This is a genomic window from Spirillospora sp. NPDC046719, assembly GCF_040645715.1.
Lineage (GTDB): Bacteria > Actinomycetota > Actinomycetes > Streptosporangiales > Streptosporangiaceae > Spirillospora.
Window position 1 is genome coordinate 1 of record NZ_JBEYYT010000137.1, and the last position, 22,197, is coordinate 22,197.

Consider the following 22,197-nt stretch of genomic DNA (forward strand, 5'->3'; position numbering starts at 1 on the left):
CCGCGCCTGGGCGGCGGGGATCATGGCGTCCACCATCGTCTTCTGGCCGGCGTCGGCGCCGCCGAGCCGGCGGACGGCGTCCACGGCGTCCCGGAACGCCCGCGCGAGATCCCGCCCGGACCACGGGGCGCCGGGCCCCTGCGCGAGCCGCCCGAACCAGAGCCCGAACAGCGGCCCGCTCGTGCCGCCGGCCCCGAGGTGGGCGTCCGAGGCGGCCTTGAAGACGGCCGGCGGGTTCGCCGTGCCGTGCGGGTCGAGCAGCGCCGTCCGCGCGCGGCCGAGCGCGGCGGCGATGTTCCAGCCGAAGTCGCCGTCGCCGGCCCTGCGGTCCAGGTCGGTCAGCTCGCCGGAGTCGCGCAGGACGCGGTCCGCGTACGCCAGGAGCCAGGCGCGTGTGTCCGCGCCGGTCATTCGCGCGTCGTCGCCGGTCATCTCGTTTCTTCCTTTCTCACCAGGTCAGGGCCGGTGTGCGGACCGGCGCGTCCCACAGGTCGGTCAGGTCCGGGGTCAGCGCCGTGAGGGTGACCGAGAACCCGCGCATGTCCAGCGAGGTCACGTACGAGCCGGTGAGGGAGCGCGCGAGGGCGATGCCGTCCCCGGCCAGCACCCGGCGCACCTCGCGCAGCGCGACCCCGAGCTCCAGCGCGTGGGTGGCGCCGAGCCCGTTCACGATCGCCGAGACCTCGTCGCCGCGCCGCAGGCCGAGGTGCTCGACCAGCGGGCGGACGAGCGACTCGACCAGGTCGGCGGCGGTCCCGGCGGCGCGGGTGCCGATGCCCCGCTCGCCGTGGATGCCCACGCCGAACTCGATCTCGTCCGGGGCGAGGTCGAAGGAGCGCATCCCGGTCATCGGGTTGGTGCAGGCCTCCAGGGCGAGTCCCAGCGTCGCGGACCGGGCCACCACCTCGCGGCCGAGGTCGCGCACCCGATCCGCCGGGGCGCCCGCCTCGGCCGCGGCGCCGCAGATCTTCTCGACCGCCAGGACGGCGGCGGTCCCGCGCCGGCCCGGGCCGCCGTCGTCCGCCGACGCCGTCGCGAGGTCGTCGTCGACCACCACCACCTCCACCCGGTGCCGGTCGCCGAGCAGGTCCGCCGCGATCCTGAAGTTCAGGACGTCGCCGGTGTAGTTCTTGACGATCAGGACGACGCCCTCGCCGGTGTCGACGGCCCGCGCCGCGTCGCGCACCTGCAGTGCCGTGGGGCTGGTGAAGACCGCGCCGGGCACGGCGGCGTCGAGCATCCCGGTGCCGACCAGGCCGGTATGCAGCGGCTCGTGTCCCGAACCGCCGCCCGACACCAGCGCCACCTTGCCGCGCGCGGGCGTCCGCCGGGTCACGAACAGCGGGTCGTCGTGGACCCGGACGAGTCCGGGGTGGGCCGCCTCCAGCCCCTCCACCGCCTGCCGGACGAAGGTGTCGCGCTCGTTCAGCACGTATCCGCTCATGTGCCCGCCTCCACGATCCGGGCCTGCGCGAAGGCGATCAGGGCCGGTCTTGCCCGGGCTCCGGGCGCCAGGCCGGCCGCCTGTGCGGCGGCGTTGACGTGCGAGATGACGCCGTGCTCCCACATGTCGGCGCCGTTGGAGATCTCGGCGGTGTCGTGGCCGACGGTCGCCGCGGGGATGCCGGCCGCGTCGAGGACGGCGAGCCCGGCGATGCCGGCCTCGTCCTTGCCGACCCCGGCGTCGTTGAGCAGGACGAACCCGCAGCGCGCCGCGGCGCCGAAGCGCCCGGACTCCTGGCCGCCGTTGGACGCGGCGACGACGATCGCGCCCGCGTCGCCGTCCTCGACCTGGGACATGCTGTCCATGACGACGACGCGCATCCCGTCCCGCGACCACACAGTCGCTCGGTACACGATCAGATCCCTCCTCGGTCGACGAGTGCCACGATCTGGCTCTTGAGCGGGCCGCCGGGGCGGATGCCGAGCGTGCGGGCGCGCTCGTTCACGAAGCTGACGACACCGTTGTCCCAGGTGTCGTGGCCGTCGCCGATCCGCGCGGAGTCGTGCGCGATGCCGACGGCGGCGACGCCCGCCCCGTCCAGGGCCCGCAGCCCGGCGATGCCCGCGGCGTTCTTCCCTTGGCCGGCGTCGTTGCAGGCGACCAGGGCGATGCCGTACGACGCGGCGTACTCCCCCGCGCTGATCCCGCCGTGGGAGCCGGTGACGATGACGTCGCCCCGCAATGCGGGCGACCCGAAGGCGATGGAGTCCATCACCCAGACCGTGCGTCCGGCGGACCGGTGGACGGCCGCGGGCGCCGTCGCGTGGCCGTCAACGATGCGCATGCTCGGGCACCCCCAGGATCCGTCGTGCCTCACCGGTGGTGGCGGGGCGGCGGCCGTATCGGCGGCCGAGATCGGCGACGCGCGCGACCAGGTCGGCGGTCGTCGGATGGCCGAGGGCGGTGTGCGGGTGGTCGCCGATCCCGACGACCAGGTGCCCGCCCGCGGCGATGACCTCGTCGGCGACGTCCAGGACGTCGCCGCGATGGCTGGAGACCAGCCATTCGAGCTCCAAGCCGGCGGGCAGGGCGTCCAGGTGGGCGCGCACCCCCGCCGCGGTGGTGGGGTGGGCGGCGACGAACTCCTCGCCGCCGAGCACGAAGGCGACGATGAGCGGCCGGGCGAGCCGTCCGGCGCGCTCGTGCGCGAGGATCGCGCGGGTCCAGCTGAGGTTGAACGACGCCAGGTAGGGGCGCAGGCCCAGCCGCGGCGCCCGCTCCAGGAACGCCCGCTGGGTGCGGACGTCGTTGACGAAGACCCGGTCGTCGGAGGCGTAGTCGCCCGCCTCCGGATCGAACAGGTCCATGTTGGCGCAGCCCATGTCCACCGGGAGCAGGTCCGCCGCGGTCTCGGGGTCGGCCTGGTTGGGGGCGATGTTGGACAGGCGTTCCTCGACGCCGTGTCCGGGGACGTTCGCCATCGACGGCGCGAGCAGCAGCGAGCTGGTCCGGTGCGTCTCGCGGGCGATGTCGGCGTAGGTCGCGGCCGTGTGGTCGGCCTGTCCGTCCGGGGTGCGGCCGTGGTAGTGCATGAGGGAGGCCCCGGCGCGCTCGCAGTCCCGGGCGGCCTCGGCGATCTCCTTCGGTGTGAACGGCACGTGCGGGTTCGGGTCCCGGCCGGTGCCCTCGTTGACGTTGACGCCGATGATCAGCGGCTTCATCGGGCGGCCTCCGTACGGTTCCAGCCGGCGCCGGCCAGCTGGCCGCCGTCGACGCCCCACACCTGGCCGGTGACGAAGCCGGCGCCCTCGCCCGCGAGAAAGGCGATCACCTCGGCGATCTCGCCCGGCTCGGCGTAGCGCCCGAGCGGGATGGCGTCGAGGATGGCCCGGCGGGCCCGCTCGCCGCCCTGCGCGGCCTCGACCAGCGGGGTCAGTGTGGAGCCCGGCGCCACGCAGTTGACGCGGACGCCCTCGGCGGCGAGCTCGAAGGCGAGCTGGCGGGTCAGCGCGATGACGCCGCCCTTGGACGCCGAGTACGCCGCCCGGTCCGGGCTGCCCCGCAGGCCGGAGACCGACGCCACGGTCACGATCGACCCGCCGGTGGCGGCGAGGTCGTCGACGAACAGCCGGCACAGCGCGAAGGTGGCGACCAGGTTGAGCGTGAGGGTGCGGGTGAAGCGGGCGGGGGTGACGTCGCGGACGGGCGCGTTGTCCGCGGTGCCGGCGCATGTCACGACGGCGTCGACGCGGCCGAAGCGGTCGCGGGTCAGGCGGGCCAGCCGGTCGAGGGCGGCGTCGTCGGTGACGTCGGTCCGCACCGGCAGCCGGACGGCCCCGGACGCCTCGCTCGTCTCGGCGCCGCCGGCCCGGAGGTCGGCGACGACGACGTCCCAGCCGCGTTCCAGGAAGAGCTCGGCGGTCGCGGCGCCGATGCCCGAGGCACCGCCGGATATGACGGCGGTCCGCCCGGTCACCGGTTCACCAGCGCGGTCATGTCGCGCACCGGGTCGGTGCCGTCCCAGCCTGCGGCAGCGGCGGCGACGGCCTCGAACAGGGCCGCCTTGCGTCCGGCCACCTCGGAGAACTCGACCACCGTGCCGGTGTGCCCGCCCGCGGTGAAGTAGGCGAAGCGCTCGTCGGGTCCGCCGCTGCCGGAGCGTCCGCTCTGCAGCTCCCGGTATCCGAGTGCCTCGGCCTTGCGGACGAGGTCGTCGAATCCGGTCGTCCAGTAGGCGATGTGCTGCAGGCCCTCGCCGCCCGCGTCGGTGAACTCGCGGAACGCCGACGGTGCGTCGTTGCGCTGCTGGATCAGCTCGATCTGCACGGGCCCGGCCTGGGCCAGCGCGACGCTGAACTCGAGATCGCTCGGCTCGCCGCGGTAGGTGAAGCCGTTGACCGGCTGGCGCTCGATGTAGAAGAACGGCCCGACCTCCAACCGCTCGACCCAATGGGCGATCGCGGACGCGATGTCCGGGACCACGTAGCCCAACTGACGGATGGTGCCGAAACTCCGGCTCACTTCTCCTCCTCCGGTGCGGGCCCGCGGCCCGTTCTCAGCGCCGATCGTGTCGCGGCGCCCGCTCACCGCCCATGCCCCGGACCCGTTGATCGGGAATGCCGCGGCCACATCACGCCCTCCGCGAGCGGACGAACGCGTCGAGGGCGACGGCGGCGATGACGATGCAGCCCTGGACGACGTTCTCGACCTCCGCTCCCCAGCCGTTGGAGTCGGCGACGTTGCCGAGCACGGCGAGGATCCCGATGCCCGTGCACGTCCGCAGGACCGAGCCCTCCCCGCCGAACAGCGATGTGCCGCCGATGACGACCATGGCGATCGCCTCCAGCGGGATGTTCGCGCCCACGTCGCCCTGGCCGACGCCCAACCGCGACGCGAGGATCGCGCCGCCGAGCGCGGCCGCCGCACCGCCGATCACGTACGTCGAGGTGCGGACCGCGTCGACCCTCAGGCCCGCGAGCCGGGACGCCTCGTGGTTGCCACCGACCGCGTAGAGGCGGTGGCCGTACACGGTGTGGGCGAGGGCGAGCCCCAGCACCGCGGTCACCGCGGCCAGGATCCAGATCGCGTACGGGACACCGAACAGCGAGCCCTGCCCGAGCCGGGTGAACCCGGGGTCGTCCACGACGACCGGGGACGAGTGCGACGCGATCAGCGCGGCGCCCCCGTAGATCGATCCGGTGCCCAGCGTCGCGATGAACGGGTTGACCCGGGCCCGGGTGACGAGCAGGCCGTTGACGCCGCCGAGGACGACGCCGACGACCGCCACGCAGGCCAGCGCCGGCACCGGCGAGGTGTGCTGGTAGGCCGCGGCGAACACGACGCCGCCGCACCCGAAGACCGCGCCGGCGGACAGGTCGAACCCGCCGCCGACCATGGTCAGCGTCATCGCGACCGCGATGATCCCGACCGGGGCGTTCTGGGCGAGGATGTTGCGGAGATTCCCCGGGTCGAGGAAGCCGGGGTAGGCGATCGAGGCCCACCCGGCGAGGGCGAGCAGGACGACCGGCATGCCCCAGGCCGAGGCCCGGTCCAGCAGGGTGGTGCGGCGCGCGGCCGGCCGTCCGGGGGCCTCGCCGTCGGTGCCCGGCTCGTAGGTCCGGTCAAGCGACATGGCGGGGCTCCCTCGCGAACGCCGCGGTCAGGACGTCGCTCTCGCGCGCCCGGCCCGCGGAGTTGTCCAGCTCGGCGGTCACCCGGCCCTCGGCGAGGACGATCAGCCGGTCGGCGGACTCCAGCAGCTCCTCGTGCTCGGACGAGACCATGACGACCGACATGCCGTCGTCGGCGAGGGCGCGCAGGGAGTCGCGGATCTGCCGCTTCGCGCCGACGTCGACGCCCCGCGTCGGCTCGTCCGCCAGCAGGACGGCCGGGCGGCGCAGCGCCCACCGCGCGAGCAGCAGCTTCTGCTGGTTGCCTCCCGACAGCGTCCGAGCCGGGCGGGACAGGTATTCCGGCCTGACCCCGAACCGGGCGGCGAGGTCGCGCACCGCGGCCGCCGTCGCGGCCCGCGTCGTCCACCCGAGCCGCGCCGCCGCCCCGATCCGTCCCATGGCGATGTTGTCGGCCGCCGTCATCCCTCCGACGAGGCCGAGTTCCTTGCGGTCCTCGGGCAGCAGCCCGATGCCGAGGCGCAGCGCGTGCCGGACCGAGCGCGGCACCGGCCCCGGTGCCCCGTGGACGGTCATCCGTCCGGTCGCGCCCGGTTCCAGGCCCGCGATGGCCCGCAGCAGCGTGGAGCGCCCCGCCCCCACCAGGCCGGCGACGCCGAGGATCTCCCCGCGGCGCAGGGTCAGCGAGACGTCGTCGACCGCCCCGGCGACGGTGATCCCGGAGAAGGCGAGGACCTCCTCCCGCTCACCCGCGCCGGGCCGGCCGCCGGGGGCAGCGGAGCGCAGCCGCTGCGCGGCGTCCTCCCCGAGCATCGCCTCGATCAGCCGGTCCCTGGTCCACCGGCCGCCGGGCCGGGACGCGACGACGCGGCCGTCGCGGAAGACGGTGACCTCGTCCGACACCGCCAGGACCTCGTCGAGATGATGCGAAACGAAGATCACCGTCACGCCCTGGTCGCGGAGCCGCCCCATCAGCCGCAGCAACCGCTCCCGCGCGGTCGGCGGCAGCGGGGCGGTCGGCTCGTCGAACACGATGACGCGCGCGTGCGCGTCCAGCGCCCTCATCACCTCCAGCAGCTGCCGCTCGGCCACCGAGAGGTCCCGCGCGGGCTCGTCCGGGTCGGCGGCCGACCCGACCTGACGCGCCAGTTCGGCGAAGCGCCGCCGCATCCGGGCACGGTCCAGGACGGTGGACCGGCGGTCCGGGTCGGCGAGGAACACGTTCGCCATCGCCGACATCGTCGGGATGATCGTCAGCTCCTGGTAGATCGCGACGATCCCGGCCGCGCGGGCGGCGCGCGGCGACGCCCCGCCGATGCCCGAGCCGAAGGCGCGGATCTCGCCGCGCGTCGGGGCGAGCCGTCCGGCGAGCATCCCGAGCAGGGTGGACTTCCCGGCGCCGTTCTCCCCGACGAAGGAATGGATCGTTCCCGCCCCGATCGTCAGGGAGACGTCGCCGACCGCGACCGTCCCGCCGAACACCTTCGTCACCGACCTGATCTCCAGGGCCGGCTCGCCGGCGCGGCTCACGCCTGCTCCCCGGTCACGGGCGTGAGCCGAAGGCCCCCGCCGTCCCTGACCGCCTTGAACGGATGGTCGGCCGGAAAGTGCGCGGGGAGCAGGAGCAGCCCTTCGCGGGCGCAGCGCTCCAGCAGGGTGTCGCGTGTCCGCCGCGCCACCGCCGGGTCGGCGTCTCCCGCCTGGCTGAGGTCCGGGTACAGCAGCTGGATCGGATGGTGGACGACGTCGCCGCAGATGACCGCGCCGCCCTCCGGCGAGCGGATCTCGGCGACGACGTGCCCGTCGGTGTGGCCCGGTGCCGCCCGCAACACCACGCTGGTACCGCCGTGCTCAGCCAGGAGATGGCCGTCATCGGCGACCTCCCAGCGGCCGTTGTCCAGCACGGGCCGCACGCTGTCGTCGTACATGCGCACGAGGTCGGCCGCGACGCCCTCACCGGGAGCCGCCCCGGCGAGCGCCTGCACAGAGTTCAGCTCCGTGCGTCCGAACACGTACTTCGCCGCCGGGAACGTCGGCCGCCAGAGGGCGCCGTCGAGCCGGGTGTTCCAGCCGCAGTGGTCGGGATGCAGGTGGGTGCTGACGACGACGTCGACATCCGCGACGGCGGTACCGGTCCGCTCGAAGCGGTCCAGGAAGTCGGTGTCGAACCGATGGTGCGGCAGAAGGTTGGGACGGTCCTTGTGGTTGCCGTTGCCGGCGTCCACGACGAGCGTGGTGCCGCCGAGCCGCACGACATAGGTGTGGATGGCCAGGACGAGTTCGCCCGTGGCCGGGTCGACGAAGCGCGGCCCGAACTCGGCGGCGGCACGGGCGGCCTGCTCACCGGTGGCGCCGGGGAACAGCTCCCCCGGCGGGAACGGCCAGCGCGTCAGCTCGGTGACCTGGGTGACGGTCGCCTCGCCGACCGTGATCTGGAATGTCATCAGCCTTGCCCTTCGTAGTCGCCGAGCGTGTCGCGGGTGAAGACGGTGAATCCGGACGCGGGCGCCTTTGCGGGCGTCGCGGCACCGTCGTTGAGGTAGACCGGCTCGACCTTCTTGCCCGCTCGGGCGTCGACCAGCGCGGCCAGCATGCGCGCGGTGGAGGTCACGGGGCGTTCCGGCGACGTCGCCGCGATGTCGCCGGCCTTGAGCGCTTGGACGGCCCAAGGGGTGGCGCCCTTGTCGTAGATCTGGAAGCGGTCCGACCGGCCGGCCGCCCTGAGGGCCTGGAACGCCCCCTGCGTTTCGGTGGAGAACATCGTGATCAGCCCCGTCGCCTCCGGATGGGCCTGGATCAGGGCGCGCGCCTTCTGGTACGCCCCGGCGACCGTCAGGTCGGTGTCGGCGGTGGCGACGACGTCCAGGTCCGGGTACCTGCGCGTCACGTCGGCCAGTGCCGTCTGGAAGTTCTTCGTCAGCGGGAACGGCGCCGCCGGGTCGGTCAGGGCGAGGAACTTGGTCGGTTTGCCCAGCCGCCGGGCGATCCAGGTCAGGTAGTCGCGCCAGTACTGCGGGGACTGGGTGCCCCCGACATAGGTCAGGGTCCCCGGGGCGCGCAGCGCCGCGGCCTCCTCGGAGGTCCGCCCGCACAGGGCGAGATTCGGAACGGCGACGAGCACTCCCGCCGCCGGCGCCTGCCTGGACAGGGCGGCGCAGGTGAGCCGGCCGTCGATCGGGGCCGCGATGGCCGCGTTGTACTTCCGGCTCTGCAGCGCGTTCTGGATCTGGTCGACCTGCGTCGTGGTGTCGAACTTCGCGTCGAAGATCGTCATCGAGGCGCCGGGGACCTTCCTGATCGCCGACTTCAGGTAGGTCACCCGGGACTGCAGGTCGGCGTTGTTGGTCCCCGGCAGGAACACGGCGAGCCGGAGCGGGCCGCAGGCGGGGATCTTGTACTGGTCGACGGCGACGCGGCGCGAGCATGCGCCCGAGCCCGACGCCGTCGAGCCGGAGCAGGCGGTCAGGGACGCGCCGGTGAGCGCGAGGACGAGGGCCGCCACGGGCGTGGTGGCGCGACTGTGGAACTTCACGGCACGAGACTCTCTGTGGGTGGGAAGGCGGCCGGTCAGGAACCGGCGGCCGATTCGGCGGGAGCCTTCGGGCGGGCCGGCGAGGTCCGGCGGGTCGCCGCCCCGAGGGCGACGACGATGGCGGCGGCGAGCGCGAGGACGACCGCGTACACGCCGACCGCGGCGGTGAAGCCGCCGGTCGCGTCCTTGATCCAGCCGGTGACCTGCGGCCCGAAGTAGCCGCCCAGGTTGCCGACGCCGCTGATCACGCCGAACCCGGCGGCCAGCGCCGCCCCGGTGAGGAACGAGGACGGCATGGTGATGAACACGCCCATGGCGCCGTAGAGGCCGACGGCGGCCACGCAGAATCCGGCGATCGCGACGGCGGGTTCGGAGAAGGAGACGGCAGCGAGCCCGAAACCGGCCGCCGCGACGGCGGCGGCCACGGCGAAGTGCGTCATACGCTCCTGCCGCCGGTCCGACCGCCGCATCCACCACAGCACGGGCCCGATCGCGACGAGCGCGGGAATCGCGGCGACCCAGCCGACCTGGTTCCGCGACAGCCCGAACTGCGCCAGGATCTGCGGGATCCACAGCTGGAACCCGTTCAGGCTGAACGTGACGCAGACGAACACGACCACCAGGACCAGCACGCGTGGATGCACCAGCGCGCGGGCGAACCCCGGCTCGCCGTGCGCTTCCGTCGTCTCCCGGTCCTCCCCGCGGAGCTCGGCGACCAGCCAGTCCCGCTCGGCGGTGGTGAGGAACGCGGCGTCCTTCGGATCGTCGCGGAGGAACCGGACGCAGGCGCACCCCAGCACGACCGCCGGGATCCCGGTGAGCACGAACACCCACCGCCAGCCCGACAGGCCGAGCAGGCCGTCCAAGTCCAGGAGGTGCGTCGTGACGGGCGTGGCGAGCGAGGACAGGCAGATGAAGGCGACGATCCAGGCCATCGCCCGCCCGCGCTCGCGCCGCGGGAACCACCGCGACACCAGGTAGAGCATCCCCGGCGAGAAACCGGCCTCGGCGACACCCAGCACGACCCGCGCGAAGGCCAGGCCGGTCGTCCCCTGCACAGCCGCCGTGCCCATCGTCACCAGGCCCCAGGTCACCATGATCCGACCGATCCAGCGCCGGGCGCCGATCCTCGTCAGGATGTAGTTGCTGGGCGGTTCGCAGATCGTGTAGCTCCAGAAGTACACGCCGGCCGTGAACCCGAACGCCGACGCCGAGATCCCCAGCTCGTCGTTCATGGTCAACGCCGCGACGCCGATGTTCAGGCGGTCGAGGTACACCACGACGTAGCAGAGGCCGATCAACGGCATGAACCGCGCCGTCACCTTGCGGACGGCGCGGTGCCCCACGTCCGTCCGCTCCGGGACATCACGCATCCCTTCCACCTCGATTCTCCGACGGGCGCCGTGTGACGCCGGCCACACAGAATGAGGTGGTCCCGCCCCCGTCACCACAGGCCGGTGCCGTTCATCGGGAATCGACCTGCGAACCCCTCGAGATCACGGCCAGGCCACCCCCGATTTCGCCACCGGGGCACCGACGGGTCGGCGAGCGCCCGGCCCCTGCCTGCGCCCCCGTCAGAACGCAGGTCACGCGGAGACGGCGCCACCCCGGGCACCTCTTGGACGGGCACGCGAAGTTGCTGCTCGGCCGTGCTTACGCGGCGGTGCGTAAGGGCCGGGGCCAGGGCCTTACAGCCGCGGGTCGTCCACCAGCCGGTAGCCGCGGAACCCCTCGCCGTCCGGGACGGCGGTGAACCTCCGGCCGGGCAGCTCGTTGGCGGGCAGGCCGGCGTCACGCGCTATGTCGGCGGCCGGCACCCGCACCGGGTCCCGGTAGTCGTGGTCCGGGGTGACCAGCTCGGCGATGTCGCCGATGTTCAGCAGGACCCGGACGGTGACTCGCTCGGGGGTGGTATCGGCCATGGTGCGTCCTTCTGGTCGCGGTCGTGCAGGTCTGCGCGGGCGCCCTGGCCTGGCTGCCGAGGCCGCCCGCTGAGCCCGGCTAATGCCCGTAGGGACGCTCTCGGTATTCGGCCGGCTCGGTCAAGCCGAAGTCCGATCGGAGGTCGCGCCATACCGAGTGGGCGTGGTTGCCGTCCCGTTGTTCTTGTACTCGACGAGGATGCTGAGACCTTGGACTCGATAATAGTGCGGCTCCCCCTCCTCGACGCTTCCCGCCCAGCCGAAGTGCACTTCGTTGAGGACAGAGTCGCGGAAATAGTGGGCGTCATAAGCCACGACGAGGCCATGCGGCGCGCGGCCCGTGTTATCGGCCGATGAGTCGCCGCACTAGACGGCGCTGTTCTGCGTCCAGATCCTGGATGCGAATGCCCGTCCGGGGTTGATGATCGCCAGGCGCGAATGGTCGGCTTCAGTGTACTCACTGCTCGCTTCCGCCTGGCAATAGATGCCATTGACGAGTTCGTCGAGCGTGGGATCCGAGAACCGTTTACACCATATGTCCTGGAGGTGCGACATCGTGTCGCCTCTGCTGGCAGGCAGGGGTTGAGGAAGAAGGTGGTACAGGCTGGCAGCCCGCGCGGATCCTCCTCGGTGATCCTGTCTCGCCAGACGGGATCACTCAGCACGATCCGGACCAAGTGGGTAGGCGATCGTAGCCCGGACAAGGCCGAGACGGCGGCCATGGCGCGACGCCGCCGGTGCGTCACCTCAGGCGTTACGTAGTTACGACACGGGCGAAATATGCCGGAAACGGTCATCCGATTTCCTCACCGCTCATGATCTACAAGCGGAGGAGGGCCGATGGGCCTACCGTCGGATGACGATCTCGATGCCTTCATCACGGCGCGGCTGGCGCTGGCGGGGGTCGATCTGAACCAGCTTCCCGAGTCGCCCGATGCCACGACCGGCGCGCCGTCGCGTGCGCAGGCCATGGAGTACCTGCGGACATTCCTCGCCGGTGCGAAGAGCGGCGGCGCGCGGCCCGGCGGACGGCCCGCCGCGATCGGCGGCTGGCGGCCGCCGGCGGAGGGCCCGGACTCCGCCGCGCTGTCGCAGCAGGCCGATCCGCCGTTGGAGTACCCCTCGATCACCACGGCCTGGACGGCGACCCGATGAGCCGCTCGGTCTCCCGCCGGCTGTTCCTGGCGCGCTCGGGCGCGGTGACCGCCGCCGCGGCTCTGGCGACCGCGCCCGGCGCGACGCCGGCCCTGGCCACCACCCGCCGGCTGACGATCCCCGACGTCCCGGTACGTCCGGAGGCTGCGGCCGATCCCACCGAGGCGACGCTGGCGGAGGCGGCCACGCTGCTCCGCCACCGCAAGATCAGCGCGGTGCGGCTCGTCCAAGCGCACCTGGACCGCATCGCCGCCCACGACGGCACCTACCAGGCGTTCGTCACCGTCACCGGGGAGCAGGCGCTCGCCGCTGCGAAGAGAGCCGACCGGGAACGCGGCGGCCCGCTGTCCGGCATCCCCCTGTGCATCAAGGACAACTACTTCACCGCCGGGGTCCGGACGACCGCGAACTCGTTCATCTTCGACCAGTTCGTTCCCGGCTATGACGCGACGGGTGTCGCCCGGCTGAAGAACGCCGGCGGGATCGTCATCGGCAAGGGGCAGATGGGGCCGTTGGCCACCACCCGGGCGACGACCCCCGACGGCCGGATCACGACCGTCAACGCCTGGACGCCCACCGACCCCTCGGTCGATCCCGGCGGCTCCTCGACCGGCCCCGCCTGCGCCGTGGCCGCACGGATGGCCACCTCGTCGATCGGCACGCAGACCGGCGGCAGCATCGTGCTGCCATCGAACCAGCAGAACCTGACCGGGCTCAAGCCGACCATGGGCCGCACCTCGATCTACGGCGTCATCCCCCTGTCGTTCACCCGTGACCACAGCGGACCACTCGCCCGCGACGCTCTGGACGCCGCGATCATGATGACGGTGCTCGCCGGGCCCGACCCCCATGACGTGCGAACCCTCGGCCTGCCCGCGGTGCCCGACCTCGTCCGCGCGGCCACGCCCGTGCGCGCCAACGGCAAGGTCCGACTGCGACGCACCACGCGCATCGGCGTCCCCCCGGACTACCTGACCGGAGTGAGCGCACCGGTGCTCGCGCTGCGCAAGAAGTTCCTCGCCACCCTGGAGGCGATCCCGGGCGCCCGGACCGTCCAGGTCTCCTACCCCGACGACTGGTCCCTGCTGACGGGGGCGTTCAACGACGTGCGCCTGTCCGAGCGGACCGAACCGTTCCGGCCCTGGCTGCAGAAGGACCTCAAACTGTTCGGAGTCTCGGTCCTGAGCTGGCTCGGCGGACTGATGCTGTCCGGCGACGAATGGATCACCGGGCAGCGCGCCAAGACCCACCTGCTCCACCAGGTCCTCGACGGGCTGCTGAACGACTGCGACGTCCTCCTGCAGACCGGTCCGGTCCCCTTCGACATCCTCGGGCTGCCCGAGATCGGCTTCCCGATCGGATTCGATTCCGGGGTGCCCGTCGGCACGATCCTCGGTGGCGGCCCGTACGAGGAGGACCGGCTGCTGGAAGTGGTGGCGGCCTACCAGGCCGTCACGGACTGGCACTGGCGCCGGCCCGCCGATCCGCCTCAGTCCAAGCTGAGGACTCTGGCCGCACGACCACGGATCGACGCCGTCAGCGCCGCCCGGCAGAGCGCCTGAAACAAGCGCCCCCGTAGGGCGAGGCCCGGGACCGGACACGGTTCCGGGCCTGCCCGCAGAGAGCCCACCATGGCCGGACATGGGCGGACACGACTTTCGAGCAGCGCAGCCAGCAAAACCAACATACGGCGCAGCACGTGGAGCCCGTCGGGTTCGGTGAAGTCCTTGATGAGAACGCCATCGCCGGCGCGGTTGCGGACTACGGCTCGTCCCATGACTGTGGCGACCCGGTCGAGCGAAGCGTTGAACCAGCTCTGCCCGCCGGGCCGTTTCAGGTAAATCACCAGCCGCCGTGCCACGCGCAGCGCGACGTCCTGCCCGTGGTCGTAGGCGACCAACGCGGAGCACCAAGTCGCGCTCAGCCCCGGCGTCCGTCCACACGCCGCGGTCGCGGACGTCACCATGGTGTCGCGTACTCGGCGGCGAGCTGGTCGGCGGTGGACCAGCCAGCCCCCGAGCGACCGGTTCGTGGCAGAGTGGCGGGATGCCTGCCGCGCGGTATGGGATGGATGCGCCCTATGGGTTCGGCTTCGTGGGCCTGGTCGTGCTGGGGTTCTGGGTGACCGGGCTGGTGATGGCGGTCACCGCCGATCCGGCCGCCGCGCTGCCCGCGCTGGTCTCGGGCACCCTGCTGGCGGGATGCCTGACCCTGAGCCTGCACGCCACCCTGCGAGGCAAGTTCCTGGTCTGGCGGGACGTGCTGGACGAGCTGGACCTGCGTGGCGACGAACGGCTGCTCGACCTCGGCTGCGGACGGGGCGCCGTCCTGTTGGCCTTCGCCCGGCGCCTCCCGCAGGGGCGGGCGGTCGGCGTGGACCTGTGGCGCGGACGGGACCAGTCCGGCAACACCCCGGCGGCGACCCTGCGCAACGCCCGCGCCGAAGGCGTCGCCGACCGCGTTCGCGTGCAAGGGGGTGACCTGCGCAGACTGCCGTACGCGGAGGCGAGCTTCGACCTGGTCGTGTCCAGCCTGACGGTGCACACCATCTTCGGCGCGGACGCCCGTGCCCAAGCGATCGCCGAGGCGTACCGGGTGCTGCGGCCGGGCGGCCGCCTGCTGATCGCCGACCTGGCGCGGACCCCCCGCGAGTACGCCGCGGTGCTGGCCCGGCTGAACGCCCAGGACATCCGCGTGCGCGGCCTCGGCTGGCGCGCGTGGTGGGGCAGTCCGTGGGTCCCGACCCGCCTGCTCACCGCCCGCAAACCGGCCACCCCCTGAACACACCTACCGGCACGATCCAGGCCCCATGGTCGCCTGGCACCCCACGGCTTCCGGGAGGTCGTCCTCCGTCGCGGGCACTCCGAGTTCGCCGCCCGGCCACTTAGGCGCCTGCCGCGCGGGGGCGTTCAGGGGATGTAGCACGCGAACTGCTTGAGCAGCGGCTCGTCGACGCGGTACTCGCCTTGAGCCCGCCCGGGCGCTCTCGGCAGCGCGCGTCCAGTTCGGCCGGGCCGGTCCCGCCCTGGGCCGCCATCACTCCTCTGCGGCCTCGCCCCAGGTGCGGACGGGTACACCGAACACCGCCAGGTCCTTTGCGCGGTCGACGAAGCCGTCTGCGTCCTGATGCCTCAGGTCTCAGATGTGCAGCCAGCCGTTTTCGAGGGCGTCCGGCAGGAACTGGTATCCCGCCATCAGGCCGGCCCGCGGGACCGTAGTTCGCCGACATTCTCGGCGCCGGTTTCGCCGTCGACGGCCAGGGCTAACGAGGGCAACGGGCGTCCTACCGTCCCGGGGGCGCCGCGGTGAGATGTTCGATCAGCGCGGCGCGGAAGGCGGCGGGCTGGTCCAGGTGCGGTGCGTGCCCGGAGTTCGGGATCACTTTCTCGCGATAGTCGCCGTAGGTGTCGAGCACCGTGCGGGTCTGCGCGACCATCGGCTGGGGCGGGAAGGTCTCCGCGCCCGGCCAGCCCGGTATCGCGCCGATCGATCCCAGGTAGGCCAGGTCGTACAGCGAGGTGTCGGACACGATCACGTCGTCGGCGCCCCGCAGCCAGAGGATCGGCGGTTTCGGGTCCACCTCGGACAGATCGCTGATCCGCAGGTGCGTGGGTGCCATGGTGTTCAGCACGCCACGCTCCCCCGGTGCGATCCCGGGCCAGTCGCCGGTGGTGGCGGTGGTGCCCGGATAGTGGTCGTCATCGACGCGGGTGGACAGCATGGATTCCACCAGCATGTCCAGGTGCGCCGGCACGCACGGCGGCTTGACGTAGTGCGCCAGCAGCACCTGCCGCGGTGACAACGCGGACTCGTGGCCGGTGTCACCGCCGGCCAGTCGCTGCACGAACTCGGCGTTCGCGCTACCGGCGCCGGAGCCGGCGGCACTGGGATGACACAGTCGGCCGTCGGTACCGCGGGTGCCCCCGAAACCGTACGGTGACACCGGGTTCACCAGCGTCAGGGACGCGATCGCCGCCGGGGCGCCGAGCAGGTACCGCAGCAGTACGCCTCCGCCCATGCTCCAGCCGACCAGGTGCAGCGGGGCGAGATCCAGGGCGGACACGAGTGCGGCGAGGTCGTCCGAGTAGTCGTCGAGGCCGCGGGTGGCGTCCACCGGTTCGGGGTCGGTGTCGCCGAAACCGCGCAGGTCCATCGCGAGCGGCCGGAAGCCTTCGGGCAGCGCCAGCATCGTCGTCTGCCAGAACAGGCTCGACGACACGTTGCCGTGGACGAACAGCACCGGCACTCCGGCACGGTTCTCCGCCTCGAGCACGTTGACGGTCAGCCGCCCGGTGCGGACGCGGCGTGCGATCACGCCGGGAAGAAGGGTGGTCACGCTGTTCCTTTCCGCCGAGCCAGCCGGCGACCTGCGGCTCGGTCACGGAGCCACCGGCAGAGATTCCAGACGTTTGCCACTGGTCACCCGCGCGGTGGTGGCCATAGCGGCGATGCCCGTTGTGCGCAACGCGCTTCGGCCCACCACGCCACCTGGCGCCGCGATCCCCGTCGTAGCACCGACGACGGTAGGTGATCCACTCGCAGGAAGACATGTGGTCGGCCCACATGTTTTGCCCGCTGACGACAAGCAACGGCGTTGGCTCGGCAGTCTGGGCAGAACTCAATGATCTTCGAGGTCACGTCCGTTGGCGAGAGATGAGGAGCCGCCCGTAGGAGACGGTGCGACCCCGAGCATCATCCGCGCGGCGGGCCGGGCGAGAGGTGCTGTCGTTCGTGCCGGGCGATGTTCCGCGCGAACCGCTTCCACCCGCGGCGGCGGGCGAGGACGTCCTCGCCGCTTCGGCTCGTCCGATCCGGCGGCCCCATGACGCCGCGCAGCGCTGGACACCACCTGCCAGCGCCATCTGGGCGACGCTGTCGAGCACACGCGACATCCCGCTCATCGGCACTGGTGTCGAACTGGTCGGCCACCGCGACTATTGCCGGGCAGCGTGGTCTTCCGCGACGGGCTCCCCGCGGCCGTCTTCGCCGACGCCTACGGGATGTCCGCCCGCAGCGCCGTGATCTTGTTGACAGGCGAATGATTCATCGCTTCCCTCTGACCAGCCGCGCTCACTACCGGCCGCGATGACCGCCGCCGCGGGCGCGGCTGGACCTGACCCGGCGAGGGCGGGCGGGCGGTCGGGCGGGGAAGGTGGTGCCGGTCCGCGCGGCTCTGGATCCGGGCGGTCGGCCGCCCGGGTCCAGGGCCCAGCGGAGTCAGGCGTCGCGGCGCCTGAGCAGGTACGCCGCGACGGCCATCAGCGCGGCGGTCCAGGCGGCGAACACCCCGTAGCCCTGCCACGGGGTCAGCAGGTCGTCCTTGCCCTGGTGCGCCTGGGCGATCAGGTGGCCCGCCTCGGAGGGCAGGTAGGCGTGCACGTGGTCACCGATGCTGCCGGGCAGCAGCTGGGCCAGCGGCGCGAGCACCAACACGAACGCGATCACGCCGGTGATGCCGCCGGCGGGGTGCCGGACGATCGCGCCGATCGCGAGCGCGAACAGCCCGAGCATGGCCAGGTAGAGGCCGCCGCCGATGACGGCGCGCAGGACGCCGGGGTCGCCGATCGCCACCGGCGCCTTGCCGTGCAGGATCGCCGCGCCGATGAAGAACGACACGAACGACACCACGAGGCCGAAGACCAGCACGATCAGCGCGAACACGGTGGCCTTGGCCCAGAGCATCGGCAGCCGCCGGGGCACCGCGAGCAGGCTGGCGCGGATCATGCCGGTGGAGTACTCGGAGGCGATCACCAGCACGCCGAGGACGCAGACGGTCAGCTGGCTCAGCGAGAAGCCGCTGCCGAGGATGGTGCCGACCGGGTCGGCGACGACCCGCGCGCGGTCGCCGGCGTCGGCCTTGTCCCACTGCCCGACCGTGAGCCCCACGAACAGCGCGGTGAAGCCGAGGTCGAGCACCACCAGCAGGACGAGGGACCACAGCGTGGAGCGCACCGAGCGAATCTTGGTCCATTCGGCGAGCATCAGGCGGCCGAACCCGGGGCGGGCGAACGAGGCGGGGTCGCTCGCGGGCTTGCGGGCGGGCGCGTCGGCGGCGGTCATCGCTTCTCCCCCTGCTCTGCGGGCGCGGTGCCCTCCGCGGGCGCGGCCCCGGCGCCGCCCGGCGGCGACGGCGGCGGGACGGCCGGCGCGTCCGGTCCGGCGACGGCGCCGTACTCGACGCTGTCGCGGGTCAGTTCCATGAACGCCGCCTCGAGGGAGCCGCGGCGCGGCGTCAGCTCGTGCAGGACGGCGCCCTCGGCGGCGGCCAGCTCCCCGACGCGGGGCGCCTCCATGTGGGTGACGGTGAGGACGGTGTCGCCGTCCGGGGCGACCTTGGCGCCCTCGGCGGCGAGCACGCCGGCGAGCCGGGCCGCGTCCGGGCTGCGGACGATCACCATCTTCTCGGTGCTGCGCTCGATGAACTCCTCGGTGGAGCAGTCGGCGATGAGCCGGCCGCGGCCGATGACGATGAGGTGGTCGGCGGTGACGGCCATCTCGTTCATCAGGTGGCTGGAGACGAAGACGGTGCGGCCCTGCGCGGCGAGCCGCTGCATGAGGGTGCGGATCCAGACGATGCCCTCGGGGTCCAGGCCGTTGACGGGCTCGTCCAGGATCAGCACGGACGGGTCGCCGAGCAGCGCGGCCGCGATCCCGAGCCGCTGCCCCATGCCGAGGGAGAACCCGCCGGCGCGCTTGCGGGCGACGTCGGTGAGGCCGACGAGGTCGGCGACCTCGTCGACGCGGCGGCGCCCGATGCCCTGCGTCTGCGCCAGGCACAGCAGGTGGTTGTAGGCGCTTCGGCCGGTGTGCACGGCGCGGGCCTCCAGCAGCGCGCCGACCACCCGCATCGGGGCGGGGAGGTCGCGGTAGTGGCGGCCGGCGATGCGGGCGTCGCCGCGGGTGGGCCGGTCCAGGCCGAGCAGCAGCCGCATGGTCGTCGACTTCCCGGCGCCGTTGGGGCCGAGGAATCCCGTCACCCGTCCGGGGACGACGGTGAAGGACAGGTCGTCCACGGCGGTCTTGTCGCCGTAGCGCTTGGTGAGGTGCTCCGCCTCGATCATGCGCGCGTCCCGGGGGTCGGTTCCAGTGATCGGGATCACACTAGCGCGGGGGACGGGCCGCGCGGATCCTCCCGTGAGCCGATGCGCCTCCACCCCTGGTAGGGCATCGGGGGCGGCGGGCGGGGCCCGCGTACCGCGCGGGGAGCAGCCGTGGTCACTCCCGGCGCCGGACGCCTGAGCGGGCCCGTTCCGGGGAGGATGATCACGACCCCCTGGAGGAGTGATGACCGCTGTGACCGATCCGCCCGCGCCGCCGCCCGGCGCGTCCGCCGCGCCGGCGCCGGAGCCCGCCGGGCGCCGCCGTCCGCGGCTGCGCAGGTGGGGACGGCGCCTGCTGATCGCCGCGGTGGTGCTGCTGGCGGCGGTCACCGTGTTCTCCTTCGCCTACAACGCGGCGACGGCGGGCCGGGCGAAGCCCCCGGCCGGAGCGCTGTTCACCGAGGCGGACGGGGTCCGGACCCGCTACCGGGCGTGGGGGACGAGCGGGACGCCGGTGGTGCTGGTGCACGGCGCGTTCGAGTCCGCCGACACGTGGGCGTCGGCCGCGCCGCTGCTGGCCGCGCGGCACCGCGTGTACGCGCTGGACCTGACCGGCTGGGGGTACAGCGAGCGGCGCGGCCCGTTCGACGCCGCGCGCCAGGCCGCCCAGTTGCTCGGCTTCCTGGACGCGATGCACCTGGACCGGGCGACGCTGGTGGGGCATTCCAGCGGCGCCGGGGTGATCGCGGCGGCGGCGCTGCGGGAGCCGGGGCGGGTGTCCGGGCTGGTGTTCCTGGACGGCGACGCCCTCGACACCGGCGCCGGCTCCGGGTCCGACAAGCTGCGGTTCGTGCTGCGCGACCCGTACCGGACGACGGTGACCCGGCTGGTCGTCCGGACGGACTGGGCGATCCGGACGCTCTACCGGGCGCAGTGCGGGCCGTCCTGCCCGCGCCTGGACGAGGCGGGCGTGGAGCAGTGGCGGCGCCCGTTCCAGATGCCGGGCGCGGAGGACGCGCTGTGGAACATGCAGGCGGTGGTGGGGCTTCCCGCGGGCCGGGTGGCGGAACTGGGCCGGGTGCGGGTGCCGAAGGCGGTGGTCTTCGGGGCGGAGGACGACGTGTTCTCGCGCCGGTCGCCGTTCGAGACGGCGCGGCGGATCGGCGCCCCCTCCCCCGTGATCATCCCGGGCGCGCACCATCTGTCGCTGGTGTCGCATCCCCGGCAGGTGGCGGACGCGGTCCAGGCGACGGCGCCCTGACCCCGCGAACGCCCGAGACGGCGTCCGGCACGACGGCGTCCGGCACGGCGGCGCCCCGACACGACGGCGCCCTCCCCGCGGGGCGTGCGGGGAGGGCGCCGAGCCGTGGCGGTCCCGAGGTCAGGCGGCGACGCCGTCGGCGGCGTTGATGTCCTTGTGGAACCGCTTGTGCACGTAGAGGCGCTCGCCGAGCGAGTCGCAGCGCCACCACAGGCCGGAGGGCGGGCCGATCCGGGTGTGGCGGGGAAGCTCGCGCAGCACCTCGTTGACCGGCGTCATGCGCAGCCGCCCGGACCGGCACACCAGGATGCGCCGGTCGGTGACCACCACGACCCGGTAGGCGTTGGTGAACAGGATGATCCAGTACGACAGCAGGGCGAAGTACTGGCTGGTCGTCTGCGCTCCGAAGACGGCCTGGACGTTCTCGCCCGGCTGCAGGACGTGGGCCGCGTTGGCGCGCATCTTGTCGCGGATGGCCACGGGTGGGGACCTTTCTCGCGGAGCGCGTGGGCGGCCCGGCGGCCGCCGTCACGGCGCCGCACCGGCGGTCCCACTGCCCTCGGGGGTTGTCAGAGGCCTTGATTGTGCCACCACCGCCCCGACGTAGCGCGTCTTTTCGTGTCTTGACGCAATTTGCAGCGACGAATCCATACAGGTCGGGCCGGGCGGACGCGCGGGACCGGCGGCGGCCACCCGCGGCGGCCGCCGCCGCCCGCGCCGCGACCGGTTTTATTGACGCCCTGCCAATAATTGCGGGAGGATGGCGGGAGGAACAGGCCGCCGACCCCGGGAGGCCCCGTGACCACCCCCCGCGCCTCGTCCGCGCCGGTGCCCTCCGGCGGCCTGCTCGCCGAGCGGCTCGCCGACCGGGACGTGCTGCGCACCCTCGCCGCCGAGCCGCTGGTCGGCCTCGGCGCCGGCCGCGCCCTGCTCATGCAGCTGGCGCACCCGGCGGTCGCGCGGGGCGTCGCCGAGCACAGCGACTTCGCCGAGCGGCCCCTCGCCCGGCTGTTCGGCACCCTGGACTTCCTGCTCGTCACCACGTTCGGGACGCCCGAGCAGGTCGGGCGGATCGCCGCGAAGGTCCGCGGCGTCCACACCGCCGTCCGCGGCGAGGGCTACTCCGGCAACGACCCGGACCTGCAGCTGTGGGTGAACGCCACCCTCATCGACTCCGCCCTGTACATCTACGAGCACGTCATGCGGCCCGGCGACGGCGAGCCCGACCTCGCCGAGGAGTACTACCGGCAGGCGCGGATCGTCGCGGAGGTCCTCGGCTGCCCCCTGGACGCCCAGCCGCCCGACCTGGCGGCGTTCCGCGCCTACATGGCCGAGACGGTGGCGTCGCTGGAGGTCACCGACACCGCCCGCGAGGTCGCCGCCGCCGTGCTGTACCCGCGCAAGCTGCGCGCCCTCGCGCCCGCGCTCGCGGTGTTCCGCCTCGTCACGACCGCGCTGCTGCCGGAGGCGCTGCGCGACCAGTACGAGCTGCCCTGGACCCACAACCGGCGCCGCGCCGCCGACCTGGTGCTGCGCACCGCCACCGACCTGCACCACCTCACCCCGGCGTTCCTGCGGCGCCCGCCCCGGCCGCTGCTGGTCCGGCTGGCCCGGCACCGCGTCGACCGCACCCTCGCCAGCCGCCGCGACCGCCGCCGGCGCGGCCGCACCTGACCCACCGGAGACCGCCGATGCTGGGCATCTACGCGCACC

Annotated in this window: 24 protein-coding genes; 5 read left to right on the forward strand and 19 right to left on the reverse strand. The window is 73.2% G+C overall.

Going from position 1 to position 22,197, the window contains the following annotated elements; translation table 11 throughout:
• The 14 genes from ABZ914_RS23250 to ABZ914_RS23315 all read right to left on the reverse strand — a co-directional run.
• Window positions 1–432 (reverse strand): DAK2 domain-containing protein (locus ABZ914_RS23250; RefSeq protein WP_500195580.1); only part of this gene is annotated, 432 nt, incomplete at its 3' end.
• Window positions 433–448: 16 nt separating this feature from the next.
• The gene (locus tag ABZ914_RS23255) at window positions 449–1,444 is read right to left on the reverse strand and encodes a dihydroxyacetone kinase subunit DhaK (protein ID WP_500195582.1); all 996 of its coding nucleotides are present in this window, start codon (window positions 1,442–1,444) and stop codon (window positions 449–451) included.
• Entirely contained in the window at window positions 1,441–1,857 is a 417-nt protein-coding gene (locus ABZ914_RS23260) for a hypothetical protein (protein WP_500195584.1), read from the reverse strand. The genes ABZ914_RS23255 and ABZ914_RS23260 overlap by 4 nt, the downstream gene beginning before the upstream one ends.
• A 2-nt stretch (window positions 1,858–1,859) precedes the next feature.
• The gene (locus ABZ914_RS23265; RefSeq protein ID WP_500195585.1) at window positions 1,860–2,288 is read right to left on the reverse strand and encodes a hypothetical protein; all 429 of its coding nucleotides are present in this window, start codon (window positions 2,286–2,288) and stop codon (window positions 1,860–1,862) included.
• A complete protein-coding gene (locus ABZ914_RS23270; RefSeq protein ID WP_500195587.1) occupies window positions 2,275–3,165 on the reverse strand; it encodes a beta-keto acid cleavage family enzyme in 891 nt (296 codons plus the stop codon). The genes ABZ914_RS23265 and ABZ914_RS23270 overlap by 14 nt, the downstream gene beginning before the upstream one ends.
• Window positions 3,162–3,920, reverse strand: a complete 759-nt coding sequence (locus ABZ914_RS23275) for an SDR family NAD(P)-dependent oxidoreductase (RefSeq protein WP_500195588.1) — start codon at window positions 3,918–3,920, stop codon at window positions 3,162–3,164. The genes ABZ914_RS23270 and ABZ914_RS23275 overlap by 4 nt, the downstream gene beginning before the upstream one ends.
• Entirely contained in the window at window positions 3,917–4,465 is a 549-nt protein-coding gene (locus ABZ914_RS23280; RefSeq protein WP_500195590.1) for a VOC family protein, read from the reverse strand. Before ABZ914_RS23280 ends, ABZ914_RS23275 begins: the two co-directional genes overlap by 4 nt.
• Before the next feature lie 109 nt (window positions 4,466–4,574).
• Complete coding sequence (locus ABZ914_RS23285; RefSeq protein WP_500195592.1) at window positions 4,575–5,576, reverse strand: ABC transporter permease; 1,002 nt, start codon at window positions 5,574–5,576, stop codon at window positions 4,575–4,577.
• Window positions 5,566–7,104, reverse strand: a complete 1,539-nt coding sequence (locus ABZ914_RS23290) for a sugar ABC transporter ATP-binding protein (protein WP_500195593.1) — start codon at window positions 7,102–7,104, stop codon at window positions 5,566–5,568. The genes ABZ914_RS23285 and ABZ914_RS23290 overlap by 11 nt, the downstream gene beginning before the upstream one ends.
• The gene (locus ABZ914_RS23295; protein ID WP_500195595.1) at window positions 7,101–8,018 is read right to left on the reverse strand and encodes an MBL fold metallo-hydrolase; all 918 of its coding nucleotides are present in this window, start codon (window positions 8,016–8,018) and stop codon (window positions 7,101–7,103) included. The genes ABZ914_RS23290 and ABZ914_RS23295 overlap by 4 nt, the downstream gene beginning before the upstream one ends.
• Complete coding sequence (locus ABZ914_RS23300; RefSeq protein ID WP_500195597.1) at window positions 8,018–9,106, reverse strand: sugar ABC transporter substrate-binding protein; 1,089 nt, start codon at window positions 9,104–9,106, stop codon at window positions 8,018–8,020. The genes ABZ914_RS23295 and ABZ914_RS23300 overlap by 1 nt, the downstream gene beginning before the upstream one ends.
• A 35-nt stretch (window positions 9,107–9,141) precedes the next feature.
• Window positions 9,142–10,479 (reverse strand): MFS transporter, encoded by a 1,338-nt coding sequence (locus ABZ914_RS23305; RefSeq protein ID WP_500195599.1) that lies wholly within the window; start codon window positions 10,477–10,479, stop codon window positions 9,142–9,144.
• Between the two features lie 315 nt (window positions 10,480–10,794).
• Window positions 10,795–11,028 carry a hypothetical protein gene (locus ABZ914_RS23310; RefSeq protein WP_190857141.1) on the reverse strand — a complete coding sequence of 78 codons (234 nt, stop codon included), beginning with the start codon at window positions 11,026–11,028 and terminating at the stop codon, window positions 10,795–10,797.
• 120 nt (window positions 11,029–11,148) lie between these two features.
• The gene (locus tag ABZ914_RS23315; RefSeq protein ID WP_500195601.1) at window positions 11,149–11,343 is read right to left on the reverse strand and encodes a DUF3500 domain-containing protein; all 195 of its coding nucleotides are present in this window, start codon (window positions 11,341–11,343) and stop codon (window positions 11,149–11,151) included.
• 525 nt (window positions 11,344–11,868) lie between these two features.
• Between ABZ914_RS23315 and ABZ914_RS23320 the strand changes: the two genes are divergently transcribed.
• Together ABZ914_RS23320 and ABZ914_RS23325 are read left to right on the forward strand one after the other, a co-directional pair.
• The gene (locus ABZ914_RS23320) at window positions 11,869–12,183 is read left to right on the forward strand and encodes a hypothetical protein (protein WP_190857143.1); all 315 of its coding nucleotides are present in this window, start codon (window positions 11,869–11,871) and stop codon (window positions 12,181–12,183) included.
• Complete coding sequence (locus ABZ914_RS23325; RefSeq protein ID WP_500195603.1) at window positions 12,180–13,745, forward strand: amidase; 1,566 nt, start codon at window positions 12,180–12,182, stop codon at window positions 13,743–13,745. The genes ABZ914_RS23320 and ABZ914_RS23325 overlap by 4 nt, the downstream gene beginning before the upstream one ends.
• Here ABZ914_RS23325 and ABZ914_RS23330 read toward each other — a convergent pair.
• Window positions 13,673–14,083 (reverse strand): hypothetical protein, encoded by a 411-nt coding sequence (locus ABZ914_RS23330; RefSeq protein ID WP_500195605.1) that lies wholly within the window; start codon window positions 14,081–14,083, stop codon window positions 13,673–13,675. The two genes, ABZ914_RS23325 and ABZ914_RS23330, sit on opposite strands and share 73 nt — an antisense overlap.
• A gap of 167 nt (window positions 14,084–14,250) precedes the next feature.
• Between ABZ914_RS23330 and ABZ914_RS23335 the strand changes: the two genes are divergently transcribed.
• Entirely contained in the window at window positions 14,251–14,964 is a 714-nt protein-coding gene (locus ABZ914_RS23335; protein ID WP_500195607.1) for a class I SAM-dependent methyltransferase, read from the forward strand.
• Window positions 14,965–15,466: 502 nt separating this feature from the next.
• Here the strand turns inward: ABZ914_RS23335 and ABZ914_RS23340 are convergent.
• The 3 genes from ABZ914_RS23340 to ABZ914_RS23350 form a co-directional block, all read right to left on the reverse strand.
• Window positions 15,467–16,519, reverse strand: coding sequence for an alpha/beta fold hydrolase (locus ABZ914_RS23340; RefSeq protein ID WP_500195609.1), 1,053 nt, complete (start codon window positions 16,517–16,519; stop codon window positions 15,467–15,469).
• Between the two features lie 881 nt (window positions 16,520–17,400).
• Entirely contained in the window at window positions 17,401–18,243 is an 843-nt protein-coding gene (locus ABZ914_RS23345) for an ABC transporter permease subunit (protein ID WP_500195611.1), read from the reverse strand.
• Entirely contained in the window at window positions 18,240–19,244 is a 1,005-nt protein-coding gene (locus ABZ914_RS23350) for an ABC transporter ATP-binding protein (protein ID WP_500195613.1), read from the reverse strand. The genes ABZ914_RS23345 and ABZ914_RS23350 overlap by 4 nt, the downstream gene beginning before the upstream one ends.
• Window positions 19,245–19,467: 223 nt before the next feature.
• On the opposite strand from ABZ914_RS23350, the gene ABZ914_RS23355 reads away from it, so the two are divergent.
• Window positions 19,468–20,484 carry an alpha/beta fold hydrolase gene (locus ABZ914_RS23355; RefSeq protein ID WP_500195615.1) on the forward strand — a complete coding sequence of 339 codons (1,017 nt, stop codon included), beginning with the start codon at window positions 19,468–19,470 and terminating at the stop codon, window positions 20,482–20,484.
• A 120-nt stretch (window positions 20,485–20,604) separates the two neighbouring features.
• Here ABZ914_RS23355 and ABZ914_RS23360 read toward each other — a convergent pair whose 3' ends face one another.
• Window positions 20,605–20,964 carry a hypothetical protein gene (locus ABZ914_RS23360; protein ID WP_190857158.1) on the reverse strand — a complete coding sequence of 120 codons (360 nt, stop codon included), beginning with the start codon at window positions 20,962–20,964 and terminating at the stop codon, window positions 20,605–20,607.
• A gap of 318 nt (window positions 20,965–21,282) precedes the next feature.
• On the opposite strand from ABZ914_RS23360, the gene ABZ914_RS23365 reads away from it, so the two are divergent.
• Window positions 21,283–22,158, forward strand: coding sequence for an oxygenase MpaB family protein (locus tag ABZ914_RS23365; RefSeq protein ID WP_500195617.1), 876 nt, complete (start codon window positions 21,283–21,285; stop codon window positions 22,156–22,158).
• Window positions 22,159–22,197 lie beyond the last annotated feature (39 nt).

What these genes read in the sequence shown, in the direction of transcription:
- ABZ914_RS23325 (WP_500195603.1), top strand. Translation starts at nt 12,180, where the DNA reads ATGAGCCGCTCGGTCTCCCGCCGGCTGTTCCTGGCGCGCTCGGGCGCG.
- ABZ914_RS23345 (WP_500195611.1), bottom strand. Translation starts at nt 18,243, where the DNA reads ATGACCGCCGCCGACGCGCCCGCCCGCAAGCCCGCGAGCGACCCCGCC.
- ABZ914_RS23335 (WP_500195607.1), top strand. Translation starts at nt 14,251, where the DNA reads ATGGATGCGCCCTATGGGTTCGGCTTCGTGGGCCTGGTCGTGCTGGGG.
- ABZ914_RS23270 (WP_500195587.1), bottom strand. Translation starts at nt 3,165, where the DNA reads ATGAAGCCGCTGATCATCGGCGTCAACGTCAACGAGGGCACCGGCCGG.
- ABZ914_RS23310 (WP_190857141.1), bottom strand. Translation starts at nt 11,028, where the DNA reads ATGGCCGATACCACCCCCGAGCGAGTCACCGTCCGGGTCCTGCTGAAC.
- ABZ914_RS23285 (WP_500195592.1), bottom strand. Translation starts at nt 5,576, where the DNA reads ATGTCGCTTGACCGGACCTACGAGCCGGGCACCGACGGCGAGGCCCCC.
- ABZ914_RS23305 (WP_500195599.1), bottom strand. Translation starts at nt 10,479, where the DNA reads ATGCGTGATGTCCCGGAGCGGACGGACGTGGGGCACCGCGCCGTCCGC.
- ABZ914_RS23295 (WP_500195595.1), bottom strand. Translation starts at nt 8,018, where the DNA reads ATGACATTCCAGATCACGGTCGGCGAGGCGACCGTCACCCAGGTCACC.
- ABZ914_RS23350 (WP_500195613.1), bottom strand. Translation starts at nt 19,244, where the DNA reads ATGATCGAGGCGGAGCACCTCACCAAGCGCTACGGCGACAAGACCGCC.
- ABZ914_RS23355 (WP_500195615.1), top strand. Translation starts at nt 19,468, where the DNA reads ATGACCGCTGTGACCGATCCGCCCGCGCCGCCGCCCGGCGCGTCCGCC.
- ABZ914_RS23320 (WP_190857143.1), top strand. Translation starts at nt 11,869, where the DNA reads ATGGGCCTACCGTCGGATGACGATCTCGATGCCTTCATCACGGCGCGG.
- ABZ914_RS23265 (WP_500195585.1), bottom strand. Translation starts at nt 2,288, where the DNA reads ATGCGCATCGTTGACGGCCACGCGACGGCGCCCGCGGCCGTCCACCGG.
- ABZ914_RS23255 (WP_500195582.1), bottom strand. Translation starts at nt 1,444, where the DNA reads ATGAGCGGATACGTGCTGAACGAGCGCGACACCTTCGTCCGGCAGGCG.